Origin of the sequence: Litchfieldia stipae, assembly GCF_014837155.1 — a bacterium.
In the GTDB taxonomy this organism is placed as follows: domain Bacteria; phylum Bacillota; class Bacilli; order Bacillales; family Bacillaceae_L; genus Litchfieldia.
Genome location: NZ_JACYHA010000008.1, coordinates 32,451 through 45,974, shown reverse-complemented (window position 1 = coordinate 45,974; position 13,524 = coordinate 32,451). Strand labels below are relative to the sequence as shown.

The following is a 13,524-nucleotide window of genomic DNA, read 5'->3' as shown; positions in this document are numbered from 1 at the left end:
TAGGTGATTGAAATGATGCATACCTATTTAGGTGAAACCATAAATGTTGAGATACAATATAAGAAGCGTGGAACGGTTGGCATGTCCATTGATATGTATGGGAATTTAATCGTTCAGGTGTCAAAGGGAACAACGGATGAGCAGGTGATTCATTTAGTCGAGCGGAATTGGGAGCTTATACTGGATAAGATAAAAGAAATGAAAGCCAGAATGCAGGGTTCTCAGGACAAAGTCTACGAACATGGTGAAAATTTCCTCTATTTAGGGGAATCTTACCCTATTAAAATTCATCTTGATCCACAGATTAGTCAAGATCACGTCGTTTTCGAAAAGAGCGTTTTGCATATTTATGTGAAGCAGCATGAAGATGATAAAATAAAACAGGCTCTCAAGCGATTCTATTATAAGCAGTGTAAGGCTTTGGTTGAAAAAAGTATTCGCTCATATCAAAGTTATTTCAAAATAAAGCCCCGTTCGATAAGAATAACTGATAATAACAGTAATTGGGGAACCTGTGATTCGAAATTACAGCTAACCTTTAACTGGAAACTCGCGATGGCCCCTCAACAGGTGATTGATTACGTTGTTGTACATGAAATGTGTCATATGGTCCATCTAAATCATGATCGCTCCTTCTGGCGTTTAGTGGGAAAAATCATGCCAGATTACAAGGAACAGGAGAATTGGTTGGCCGTTTCTAGTTGGAAAATGACGGTTTAGAAAAAAGAGGATCTTAGTGAAACAAAAAAAGACAGTATATGTAGTGTAAAGGGTTCCGTTTTGAGGTGCATATCGTATAATTGGTAATTAAAATGGCGTGCTAACTGACATCAGTTTTGGCACGCCATTTCATGTTATTTACGTCTAAATTGACGCTTGAACTATCTTCAACTAAAGAATCCGTTAGCTGAATATGAACATTTATAACTGCAAACATAAGCTATTTGCTTGTTAATATTAACTTTCGTGTATTAGCATCATATATTTTATAACTAACTCCAAACTTATGGTCTTTTGTAACTGTCACTTTACAATAATAAGGAATTGACTTTCCATAAGCATCAAGTGCAGGAATATCTCTGAAACTAAACACTTCATCTGTATTAAGCATGTTAAAGTCCGCTTCAGAAGTACGACCTGATGTATCTATTTCGATAACACATTTCCCACTGACGACATCATATTCCTTTAGCACAACATATTTAAGGCTTGGGAGAGTAAGCACTAAACATAAAACACCAAGTGATAAGGCTCCAAGGATTTTACCTACATTTAATATTGTGTAATCTTTACCGCTATACATAGCAATAAATGTAAATACCGCCACTATTACTAACAAAACTCCAATAATTAGTATCGCATAATACATTAACATTTTTTCACTTCCTTTAACAATTAAATGGAATATTAAATTATATCTTCTTCCACTAAACTGTTTCGTTAGTTCAATGAATCCTTATGTATTTTTCTAGTAACATAATCAAAATGGCAGTCGATTGATAACTCAACTGACACTTTAATTGACAACAGATTTCAAGATTACAACAACCATTGTCCTTTAAATTTATTATGTCATTTCTGCTGTCAATTCTCTATAAAAAGTTCCCATAACATTGATGTAAAAAGGAATCGACTGCTGCCAATTGCAGTGTCAATGTCTTTGTCATATAAACAAGATGAATCTCAAAACAGAACCCTTTAAGACGTAGTGACTGCCTTTTTTGTTATTCATTTTAACGGAATGAATATTCGGAATAAATAATAATTTTGAAAGACTTCATTTTGATATTATAATAGTTTTTATACGAAGGACATTTGTTCTTTTAGGGTGGAATTTTGGTAGGTGTTTTACAAGATGTACTTGTGGGAAAATACGTGAGATTAAGAAAAATTATATTGATATAATTTTAAAGGAAGATATTTTAAATAAATGGGGTCTTGTCAATGAATAGAATGCTGAAAAAGTGGAATCGAATAAGCTTAGTAAAACAAATTATGATAGGGCTAATCATTGGTATAATCCTAGCTTTGACAATCCCAGAAACGGCAGGGTTTGTTGTCATATTCGGCTCGTTATTTGTAGGTGCATTAAAGGCAATAGCACCTGTGTTAGTTCTGTTCTTAGTGATGTCTGCGATCGCTCAACACAAAAAAGGTCAGCAAACAAATATGAAATCAGTAATTCTTCTATACCTTCTCGGAACGTTTTTAGCTAGTTTGATTGCCGTGATTGGAAGCTTTTTGTTTCCGGTGAAAATCACACTTGTAAATGGTGCGGAGGGTTTGGCAGCTCCGGGTGGAGTGATCGAGGTCCTTCAAACTTTGCTATTGAATGTTGTGGATAACCCATTTAAAGCACTTTACAATGCAAACTTTATTAGTATTTTAGCTTGGGCCATTCTTTTTGGACTAGCATTGAAAAATGCAAATGATACGACAAAAACAATGATTGCTAATTTCGCGGAGGCTATCTCTCAAATCGTTCGTTGGGTGATCAAGTTTGCTCCACTAGGAATTATGGGGTTGGTGTTTGAATCGATCAGTACGAATGGGCTCGGATCACTTCTTGGATATGGAATGCTCCTTGGGGTATTGATTGGATGTATGTTATTTGTGGCATTCGTTGTAAATCCGCTGATTGTGTTTGGGATGATTAGACAAAATCCATATCCATTAGTATTTAAGTGCATAAAGGAGAGTGGGATAACCGCATTTTTCACGCGGAGCTCGGCTTCGAATATCCCAGTCAATATGAGACTGTGTGAGAATCTGGGATTGAATAGGGATCAATATTCCGTTTCGATTCCATTAGGAGCGACGATCAATATGGCTGGAGCAGCAGTTACGATTACGGTTCTAACTCTTGCGGCCGTTCATACGCTTGAGATTCAAGTAGACCTGCCAACCGCAGTCATCTTAAGTATACTCGCTGCAGTCAGTGCTTGTGGGGCTTCTGGGGTTGCTGGTGGTTCGTTGTTACTCATTCCACTTGCTTGTAATCTATTTGGCATTCCAGCTGACATTGCCATGCAGGTGGTTGGTGTAGGATTTATTATCGGTGTATTACAGGACTCATTTGAAACAGCACTGAACTCATCTACAGATGTATTATTCACAGCTGCTACTGAATTTAAAGAATGGCGTAAAGAAGGGAAGATGTGGAATGAAGGGGCAGGGGAATCGTCTTGATCAAAGGTGATGTCCCTGCCCTTTGTGCTAATTACATAAAATCAAAAAAGTATCTAATGACATGAAAAAAGATGGGGGCAGTATAAGTTAGGCTATCAATGCGACTAAGATAGCTCTCTCTTAAAGTGGTAGTTTTCTCGTCGTCCCCAATGAGCAAGTCTCTTTTTAAAACAGAGATGGTAAGTGCTCCGAAAAATCCTCCACTTGAAATGAGCAATCCAGATATGAGCCCAAAGGTTGTGTCAAAAGGTGTTAAATATGGGAAGACAAAATAGGCAGTCGTTGTCGTAATGATAGCTGCTCCAACAAAGCCTTCCCACGTAATTGTAGGGTTTGCTGTTGGTACGACTTTTCTTTTTCCAAAATATAAGGAAATTAAGAAATGTACAGCATCGTTTAGCTGTGTCAGTAAAACCAAGAATAAGACTAAATTTGCACCATATTCTGGGGTAGCAAATTGGAAGTAGGCTAAATGGCTTAATCCAAAGACCATTAGCATCAACCCCCATTGGGTAGAGCTTACTGAACGTAAGAATCCAACTGTCCCTTTTTTTCCAAGGATTCGAGGTAATGGTAAGAATAAAAAGACATAAATCGGAATAAAGACAATAAACATTCCATACCATTCGATGTAGATCCAGTAAAATTGGATAGGGATTGATAAGTAGGCCCATAAAAACGCTCTACGATCAACTTTTCTAGTTTTTATCATAGAATAATATTCTTTCAGTGCAAAAAAACAAAGAATCATTAACGATAGTAATGATACGATAGGATTAAAAAGAGTTGCAAATACAAAAATCACAAACATGCCCCACCATGTTTTAATGCGTAAAGATAGTGTAGAGAAATCCTTACTAGGTTGAATTTTTTTAATGATACCAAATACTAAACTGACAGCTAGTAAGCTTGAAAAAATGACGAACTGTGTCCAGAGTGCACTATCCAACATTACACCAACTTTTTGTTTATAATTTTGATTATGCTTATGTATAATTAATATAGGATAAAAATGTCATTTTTAAAAGAGGGAATACTTATGGTTCAGAACAAAAGTGTGTATATAATGCTTACAGATACAGGTACTTTATTTACGAAATCAATCAAAAAATATACGAAAGCTCCATATAATCATGCCTCGATCTCTTTTGATCCAGAGTTAAATGAGTTATATAGTTTTGGACGTAAAAACCCGAGTAATCCTATTAATGGGGGGTTTGTTAAGGAAGATATTACTAAGGGGACCTATAGTAAATATCCAGAAACAACCTGTGTGATTTATAGATTAGAAGTAACAGATAGAGATATTATAAAAATGAAACGTGTGTTAAATGTTTTCCAAAGAAGCCAACAAAAATTCTTATATAACTTACTTGGAGTGATTGGTGTTTCGTTAAATGAGCCAATTGAATTCAGTAATTCCTATTTTTGTTCGCAATTTGTCGCTGAAATCCTCAACCGGTCTGGTATCCGGCTGTGGGATAAGCCTCCTGCACTTGTAACCCCAGATGACTTTCGAAATAATGAAAGATTACATCGAGAATATGAAGGTAAATTATTTGAATATGGGCCAATTAAGAAATGAATATGATATGATCGCAATCTAAGGTAAAGGGCTGTTACATTGTTTTAATTAGTGAAAATGTGGCTCCCTTTTGGACGGTCGATTCGTAATTATTTCCATTCGTCTTTTGATATTACTTTGAATTGATTTCTTTTTCAATCGCTACTATCCATTGATAATCCAGTGGAGCATTCACTACATCATACACGTGTGTTGATACAACAACATCTCGTTCTATCGTATATCTTCCTAGTTCACCATCTTTGTATTCAAGGTAAAGTTCAAAGCGTTCATTCTCATAAGTGGATACCCATCCATGTTTATTTGTTAACTTTACTTGATAGTGATTAAAAAAGCGTACAAGCTTATTCATTGTTTCCTCATCAATTTTAGTGAGCTCAAACTCAATGTTGTCTGTATTTTCAGCGATAAGGTGAAATTTATCAACATTACTAATATTTAATACATCACCCAAACTTTGCTCGCGATACTTATAAAAGGTAAATGAAATCACGGTAATTATTAATAAAAACAGAGAAACGATTACATATTTCTTCAAAAAAGAGCCCACCTAACTAAAGTTATAGTAAACACATATTAGATAAAGAAATTTTATCAAGATTAAATAAGAAAACGTTATGATAACTATACTATGGATAGTAAGATTTTTCCTTTATTATTTTATCTCTCATTTTAAGCAACAAGATTTATTGCAAAAGCATTTATCATTAAAGCTGATGTTTACTAGCAGTGGAATTGAAGGGATATAATAAAATGTACAATAATAATGTTTTATTAAGCGGACAAGGGGCTTGAATGTCTCTATGTCCAAAAGAAAAGAGGTTATCATGACAAAAGAAGAAACAGCTATTGGTTGGAATTTAGATAATAGCTATACAAATTTGCCAAAAACTTTTTACAGCACTGATCATCCGACTCCAGTCTCCTCACCTAGATTAATCATTCTTAATGAAAAGCTTGCACAGTCTCTAGGGTTAAATCCGAACGCTTTAAAAAGTGAAGAGAGTGTAGCTGTATTTGCTGGAAATCGTATTCCTGAGGGGGCGAATCCGCTTGCACAAGCATACGCAGGTCATCAGTTTGGTCACTTTACCATGTTAGGTGACGGAAGAGCTGTGTTAATAAGTGAGCATGTCACACCAGCGGGAGAGCGAGTTGATATTCAGCTTAAGGGATCAGGTAGAACCTCCTACTCACGTGGTGGAGATGGTCGAGCAGCATTAGGGCCAATGTTACGTGAATACATAATAAGTGAGGCCATGCATGGGCTGGGCATCCCGACAACTAGGAGTCTAGCAGTTGTAACGACTGGAGAGTTAGTGGCTCGTGAGACGAATCTCCCTGGTGCGATTTTGACTCGTGTTGCATCAAGTCACCTTCGGGTTGGAACTTTTCAATATGCGAGACAATTTGCTACCGTGGATGAACTTCGGGAATTGGCGGACTATGCAATCAGTCGTCATTATCCAGAAATTGAAGCGGGTGATGGGAGATATCTGATGTTCCTACAGGAAGTGATTAAGCTTCAAGCAGAGTTAATTGCTAAGTGGCAGTTAGTTGGGTTTATTCACGGGGTAATGAATACAGATAATATGACGATTAGTGGCGAAACAATTGATTATGGGCCATGTGCTTTTATGGATACATACGATCCAGAGACAGTGTTTAGTTCGATTGATACTCAGGGTAGGTACGCATATGGAAACCAACCTTATATTGGTGGGTGGAATCTAGCGAGGTTGGCAGAATCTCTATTACCTCTATTACATGAAGATCAAGATCAGGCAGTAGAAATCGCACAGAATGAAATTGCTGCATGTATGAAATTGTCTCATACAAACTGGTTAAATGGGATGCGTGCAAAGTTAGGCTTATTTAATGAAGAGGAGCAGGATGAATCTCTTGTTAATGAATTGCTTAGTTTAATGAAAAAGCATCAGGCGGACTTTACGAATACATTCCGCTCACTGAGGTATGACGAGGAAATGGAGTTGAGCGGGACGACTGAATTTGCTGATTGGCATGTGAAGTGGGAGGAACGATTAGCTAAACAGAAGGAATCAAAAGAAGCATCACAGGATTTAATGAGAAAAAGTAATCCAGTAGTCATTCCTCGAAACCACCTGGTAGAAGAAGCGATAGAGGCTGCGGAAAATGGAGACTTTGATGTGATGGAAAAGCTACTTCTGGCACTTTCAGACCCTTATGAGCACACACCAGAAAAGGTGGAGTACTGCAAACTCCCACCACAAACTAATATTCCGTACCGTACCTTTTGCGGAACGTAAGCTCAGGGAGCATCAACTGCTTCCTGAGTATTAATTTTTCGCATTCTGGTTATAAAGATGTTATTTTGAGACTATAGTTAACTATGTTTTGTAAGTACATGTTAACTGGTGGGGAAGTACAATAGAAGCGTGAGACCGTCCCGGCACTGCCAGGAGGAAACGTGAGAACCCCAATCTTCTAGATAAAATGAGGTAATACCAGTATGAATGAGACGTTGATTAATGCCGATGAGTGCTATCGGTTGGCAGAGCAGAGGTCTGCTCATTATTTTAACTTATTATATTCTCAGGTGAAGGAGAAAGCTTATGCTCCATCCCTGACAAAAGATATACAGTCTTGGAAACAAAAACACGTTAGACAGCCATCCATTTTTTCATTCTTTTCGCGTGTGAAAAAGAATTCGAGTCAAAAGGATTACCACAATTATATTCAATGGTTGAATTATACAGGAAAGCTCGATAATTACTTGGACCGAAGCATTTCTTATATTTATTTGCGAGATCTTGGAAAAACATTGGATACAACAGATACACAACAGAAGATAGAGCGTGCGGTTGAAAGCTGGAAAACTCACCTTACAAATTCTAATTCCGCAGAGTTACCGACGTTTAGTATGGCGGGATTATATAGAATCGCCCAGAAGGAAGGCGTTGAATCAACGATGATCTGGGTGCTCGATAAATTAAAGACAGTATCCACCTATATTCCGGCTGGAATGGACGCTGACCAAGCCCAGAGAAAACTAATAAAAATCATTGCTGGTGTCTTAATGCATGAAATTGATTTGATGGATGACAATATCACGCCACAAGAACGGGTCAAGAAACTTGATAAAGCGATTAGAATAGGCTATTCCTATGGATTAACCTATCCTTTCATTGACGATCTTCTCGATGCAAATGTCTTATCCTCTGAAGAGAAACAACGCTATTCCAATTTAATTCGCACGACCTTATTGACAGGGAATGTTCCTAGATTAGGTGTGTGGATAGGGAATAATTCCGAATTAATCACCTATATTCATTCAGAACTGAAAGAGGCTTTTATCTATATAAAAGCTCATCAAGATTCAAAGGTGTTACATGCCTTTTTTGAGCAATCCTATGTATTTTTTCATTCGCAGGAAGTGGACCGGACGAAGGACCTTACTCATTCGAATTATACAAATGAAGAACTGTATCTTCCAGTTATTTTAAAATCAGCTTACTCAAGACTGATTGCTCGCTCCGTCTTAGGTGCTCCAGCAGACGAGGGCTTTGATGATCGGACCTTTTTATATGGAATTTATAATCAATTGGCTGATGATTTTGCAGATATGTTTGATGATATGAATGATGGGGCAGTCACACCCTATACCTACTATTTGAAATACCATAAAAGTAGGAAGGATCTGATTAATCCATTTGAATTATATTGGACGGTTATATCTAACCTAATCCATCAAGTTTACAATTCAGACGAAAAGACCTGTGAGATTATCCTAAATAGGGCGATAAATGGGTTGAAACGATATAAAGAAAGAATGGGATCAAAGAAGTACAAAGAAGTGATGGATCTGTTTGCGACTCGAGATAGTAAATTTAATCAACTCATTCAACAGATGGTTCAAAAAGCAGATGATGTGGATTTCTTTGATAAGCTGCTACGCGATCATATGCTAACGAATTTGCGGCATGAACGACAGGAGAGAGAGGACTTCAGAGAAAAAGTAGAAACGATTCGTCAACAAATTAATGATAGTCTACCACTCTCTAAATTGGAGGATACTCCATTATTAAAAGATTCAATCATTGAAGCCGCAAATTATAGTTTAAAAGGTGATGGCAAACGATTGAGACCCATCATGACATGGGTCATGGCAGTCGATGAATATAGATTAAATCAATCATCGATCGTGCCTCTTCTTAAATCGTTAGAGTATATGCATACGGCTTCTCTAATTTTTGATGATCTACCATCTCAGGATAATGCATCATTCAGAAGAGGGCGTCCAACCTTACATGAAATGTTCAATAGTGCAACAGCAGAGTTAACTGGCCTCTTTTTAACTCAAAAAGCGATCCATGAACAAACTACACTTGATGAGTTTGATTCTACAACCGTGCTCAGATTGATTCAATACTCAGCACGGGTAACGGAGGATATGTGTAAAGGTCAGGCAATGGATTTAGAATCCAAGGGGACACCATTGACCTTGGAGCAATTAAATAGGATGTGCTTTTATAAAACGGGGCTCGCTTTCGAGGCGTCCTTGATTATGCCAGCCATTCTAGCAAAGGCAGAGGAACAGGAAATCAAGTCATTGAAGAAATTTGCCTATCATGCTGGCATTGCTTTTCAGGTGAAGGATGACATACTTGATGCTGAAGGGAATCAGAGTCTACTAGGAAAGCCTACTGAAATGGATTCGGTAAATAACAATTCCACATTTGTGACTATTCTAGGGAAAGAAAATGCAAGAAAGGAAATGTGGGACCATTATTGTCTAGCGATGGAAGTATTACAAGAATTCCCTCGTAAGACACCTTTTCTTAAACACTTGTTGAATTATATTGTAAACCGAGATCATTAATTAATTTTAGTTGAATGTTTGCAGAAAATTTGCTAAAATAAACTAAATTAAAAGACTATGTGTGACTGGCGAATGCGGATAACCGTGAGGGAGCACATAGTATCGTAGCCGTTCGCCTGGGCAGAGGTAAGGGATAATTACTCCCCTTACCTCTTTCTGTTTATTTGGAGGGGATAGATGTCCGACCTGTAACAGTCAAAGGAATCCGTTTGTTTTGTGTAAAAGAATATTACCTACAAAAGAGGAGATTACAAGGATGAATACAAAAACTTTAGAAACTGTAAAAACGATTAAAACGTTAAATAGTATTGCTGAAAGTGGATTAAAGGTATTCAATGAGAACTATATTCTTGACGATAACAGTGAGAACCCAGATGCGATAGTTGTTCGAAGTTTCAATATGCATTCATTAGAATTTGGAACTAAATTAAAAGCAATCGCTCGTGCAGGAGCTGGAGTAAATAATATTCCAATAGAAAAATGTACTGAGCAAGGAATTGTTGTATTCAATACACCTGGTGCAAACGCCAATGCAGTAAAGGAAATTGTCTTAACTACTTTAATGGCGTCTTCTCGTAATCTATTTGCTGGTGTGGAATGGGCAAAGTCGTTAGATGGAAAGGGTGCAGAAATTCCAAAACTCGTAGAAGCAGGAAAGAAGCAATTCGTTGGAAAAGAAATAAAAGGTAAAACATTGGGTGTCATTGGATTAGGAGCAATCGGCGCACTTGTTGCAAATGATGCACTTGATTTAGATATGGACGTTATCGGATTTGATCCATTTATTTCGGTTGATACAGCTTGGAATCTGTCAAGAAATGTACAACGAGCTGCTACACTAGAAGAATTGTTTGCTAACTCTGACTATATTACTGTTCATGTTCCATTTACAGACAGTACAGGTGGCATGTTTAATAAAGAAACCTTCAGTATCATGAAGCCAGGTGTTCATATTTTGAATTTCTCAAGAGGAGAGCTTGTGAATGAACAGGATATAGCTGCTGCGCTTGAAAGTGGTAGAGTGGGAAAATATATCACAGATTTCCCGAATGAAAATGTATTGAAGATGAAAAATGTTGTGCCAATCCCACATCTTGGTGCTTCTACAAATGAGTCTGAGGAGAACTGCGCGATTATGGCTGCTCGTCAGCTAAAGGAATTCTTGGAAACTGGAAACATTAAGAACTCAGTGAATTTCCCAAATACATCTCTTCCTTATACAGGAAAGCGCCGTGTTGCTGTATTCCATAAAAATGTTCCGAATATGGTGGGGCAAATCACATCTGCGATTTCAAGCTTCAACTTGAATATTGCTGATATGGTGAATAGAAGCCGTGGGGAATATGCTTATACGATGATTGATATTGAAAATAAGATTAATGGAGATGTTACTCCTAAATTAGAAGAAAAAATCAAACAGATTAACGATATTGTTATTACTCGAATCATTTAATCTATTAAAAGTAGAGAAACGGGCCTGGGAATCATATCTCAGGCCCGTTACTTATGTTGAGAATAAAAATTATATATAACATATGGAAATAGTTATATCTCTGGTTTATGATAAATGAAAACAACTAAATGGGTGGGGTGCACATTGATTATTTTAGACTATATTATGAATCTATCAATTTTCTCGCTAATGGTCATTATACCTTTAGTCATCCAATCCTTACTCACAGGTAGATTACCTAAGAACCTTCGACTATGGATCAGTCTTTATGCTGGGATTGTGTCGATTATTCTTGTCATATTTTCTATTCATCAACAAGGATATACGTTTGATATTAGGTATGCACCAGTCATTTTAATGTTTTCGTATCTTGGACCAATACCGGGAATTATCACAGGGTTATTTTCCCTCCTTTCAAGACTATATACTGGTGGTAATTGGGTCCCAGCAATTACGACATGGTTGATTATTATGTTTAGTTTTTCAGTGATTCACTATTATATAAGCCGTCTTTCATCAATGAAGAAATCTATTATTTTTTCATTATCATATATCGCAATTTATGTGACATTTGTCCCTAATATCTTTGATGTTTTGAACGATAGTCCATTGTTTCACTTTCAATATCTATTATTTGTCATCCTAGGAGTAATTGTTGGAGGATTACTCATTGAATCATACTTGAAGTTATTTCGAATTATTTCCGAGAATAAAAGAATGGAAAGCACCATTGAAGCAAGTGAGTCGAAATATAGATTAATTGCTGAAAATACATCAGATCTGATTATGATTATGAATAAAGAATATGCAATAAGTTATTTTTCTCCATCACATGAACAGATTCTTGGATATCATGTATCTGAGCTTGAAGGAATTGAATTATGTGAGTTCCTTCATCCCGATGATGTAGAAATGTTTAGATTAAATAGCAAAAAGATGTTTGAAAACCGAACATCCTATTCGATGGAATTTCGTCTAAAACACAAAGAAGGCGGCTGGAGGGAATTTGAGTCAAGGTGTATGCCTGTAAAGGGTGAAGAGGAAGACGTGGAGCAAATCGTTCTCGTTAGTCGTGATATTTCTGAACGAAAGAAAGCAGAAGTATTTTTATTACAATCTGAGAAGCTGTCGATTGTTGGTGAACTAGCAGCTGGTGTGGCACATGAAATCAGGAATCCGCTTACAACAATTAAAGGCTTTATTCAGCTATATAAAAAAGAAAATATGCTCAATGAATACAATGACTTACTCTTAGTTGAACTTGAACGGATTGAAACAATTACAAGTGAATTGCTTACTTTAGGGAAGCCACAAGCGACCCAGCTCAACGCAGAAAATTTACTGTTTATTATTGAAAATACGCTAGAACTACTTACTCCACAGGCACATATGAATAATATTCAGTTCAAGCTAAGGTTTAAAGAATCTGCTTATTTTGTTACATGTGAAAAGAATCAAATAAAGCAAGTCTTTCTTAATGTTTTAAAGAATGCGATGGAAGCGATGGAGAAAGGTGGAGACATTGACATTACTCTTCGCAAAACGCAAGAGGGTGAATGTGTAATTTCTTTCCAAGATCATGGCTATGGGATACCAGAAGAACTACTTCCACGACTAGGAGAGCCCTTTTATAGTCTAAAAGAAAAAGGCACAGGGCTGGGGTTAATGATTTGTAACAAAATCATTAAGCAGCATTATGGCTCAATTCATTATACAAGTAAGGTGAATGAAGGAACACTAGTTGAAATCCACTTACCATTGGCAAGTGCAGATTCTCTTCCAATTAGTTTGAAGGAAGAAGTATTTAGCTGAAAAATATAGGGAATAAAAGAGATAGAATGGAGGTGTGAGTTTTTCATTGTGGAGAACAATCATACTTTTGAGCCAGATAAAAAAGGTTGGGTACATAGAATCCAATCTATCTCTTTTACCTTTTTCATGCTTTGCTTGATGGGAGTTTGTCTTGGTGTTATAAGTATGTACTTTGGTGCAGCTTATTTTATCATGCCGATGTTTCAATCATACTTTAAAGTGGCCTATTTGCCATTTTTGAATATTTTTCCTGTGGTTTTGTGTATATTGTTGTTATATTTCATCTTCAATAGAGTTTGGATTAGTTTTCTTCTCACATCATTTTTGACTCTAACACTTACTTGGATTAATTACTTTAAGCTCATGATCCGAAATGACCCACTATTAGCCATGGATATCAGCTTGTTTTTTGAATCGATGGATATGGCAGGAAAGTATGAGATCGATTTCAATTGGAAAATGATCTTAGTGATTATTTCTTGTATATTAGGAACCTTATTTGCTTTCTTTTTTGTGAAAAGGAAGATTTCTTCAATGAAGATTCGGATGGTTGGTATTATTGTTATCATCTTAATCGGATAGACTTCATTTCAACAATTGTATATGAATAAAGAGTTGTATACA

Annotated in this window: 11 protein-coding genes and 1 riboswitch; of the genes, 8 read left to right on the top strand and 3 right to left on the bottom strand. The window is 36.6% G+C overall.

The annotated features are described in order from the left end of the window. The first annotated feature begins 12 nt into the window (after window positions 1-12). A complete protein-coding gene (locus tag F7888_RS11250) occupies window positions 13-720 on the top strand; it encodes a M48 family metallopeptidase (protein WP_191779514.1) in 708 nt (235 codons plus the stop codon). A 220-nt stretch (window positions 721-940) separates the two neighbouring features. Here F7888_RS11250 and F7888_RS11245 read toward each other — a convergent pair whose 3' ends face one another. Further along, window positions 941-1,375, bottom strand: a complete 435-nt coding sequence (locus F7888_RS11245; RefSeq protein ID WP_191779512.1) for a hypothetical protein — start codon at window positions 1,373-1,375, stop codon at window positions 941-943. 569 nt (window positions 1,376-1,944) lie between these two features. Between F7888_RS11245 and sstT the strand changes: the two genes are divergently transcribed. Continuing rightward, window positions 1,945-3,189: a serine/threonine transporter SstT gene (gene sstT / locus F7888_RS11240; RefSeq protein ID WP_191779510.1), complete on the top strand. Its 1,245-nt coding sequence runs from the start codon at window positions 1,945-1,947 to the stop codon at window positions 3,187-3,189. Window positions 3,190-3,220: 31 nt separating this feature from the next. Here the strand turns inward: sstT and F7888_RS11235 are convergent, their stop codons facing one another. Then, on the bottom strand, window positions 3,221-4,138 hold the full coding sequence (locus tag F7888_RS11235) for a phosphatidate cytidylyltransferase (RefSeq protein ID WP_191779507.1): 918 nt from the start codon (window positions 4,136-4,138) through the stop codon (window positions 3,221-3,223). A gap of 90 nt (window positions 4,139-4,228) precedes the next feature. Between F7888_RS11235 and F7888_RS11230 the strand changes: the two genes are divergently transcribed. Further along, window positions 4,229-4,774, top strand: a complete 546-nt coding sequence (locus F7888_RS11230; RefSeq protein WP_191779505.1) for a hypothetical protein — start codon at window positions 4,229-4,231, stop codon at window positions 4,772-4,774. Window positions 4,775-4,886: 112 nt separating this feature from the next. Here F7888_RS11230 and F7888_RS11225 read toward each other — a convergent pair whose 3' ends face one another. After that, window positions 4,887-5,312 (bottom strand): hypothetical protein, encoded by a 426-nt coding sequence (locus F7888_RS11225; protein WP_191779503.1) that lies wholly within the window; start codon window positions 5,310-5,312, stop codon window positions 4,887-4,889. 289 nt (window positions 5,313-5,601) lie between these two features. Here F7888_RS11225 and F7888_RS11220 point away from each other — a divergent pair, with 289 nt between their 5' ends. The 5 genes from F7888_RS11220 (at window position 5,602) to F7888_RS11200 (ending at window position 13,482) form a co-directional block, all read left to right on the top strand. After that, window positions 5,602-7,062 (top strand): protein adenylyltransferase SelO, encoded by a 1,461-nt coding sequence (locus F7888_RS11220; protein ID WP_191779501.1) that lies wholly within the window; start codon window positions 5,602-5,604, stop codon window positions 7,060-7,062. Window positions 7,063-7,265: 203 nt separating this feature from the next. Beyond that, window positions 7,266-9,635 carry a polyprenyl synthetase family protein gene (locus F7888_RS11215; protein ID WP_191779499.1) on the top strand — a complete coding sequence of 790 codons (2,370 nt, stop codon included), beginning with the start codon at window positions 7,266-7,268 and terminating at the stop codon, window positions 9,633-9,635. Between the two features lie 51 nt (window positions 9,636-9,686). After that, window positions 9,687-9,764, top strand: a riboswitch (ZMP/ZTP riboswitch). A gap of 127 nt (window positions 9,765-9,891) precedes the next feature. Continuing rightward, window positions 9,892-11,088, top strand: coding sequence for a phosphoglycerate dehydrogenase (locus tag F7888_RS11210; RefSeq protein ID WP_191779497.1), 1,197 nt, complete (start codon window positions 9,892-9,894; stop codon window positions 11,086-11,088). A gap of 144 nt (window positions 11,089-11,232) precedes the next feature. Then, the gene (locus F7888_RS11205; protein WP_191779495.1) at window positions 11,233-12,900 is read left to right on the top strand and encodes an ATP-binding protein; all 1,668 of its coding nucleotides are present in this window, start codon (window positions 11,233-11,235) and stop codon (window positions 12,898-12,900) included. A 48-nt stretch (window positions 12,901-12,948) separates the two neighbouring features. Further along, on the top strand, window positions 12,949-13,482 hold the full coding sequence (locus F7888_RS11200) for a hypothetical protein (RefSeq protein WP_191779493.1): 534 nt from the start codon (window positions 12,949-12,951) through the stop codon (window positions 13,480-13,482). Window positions 13,483-13,524: the final 42 nt, after the last annotated feature.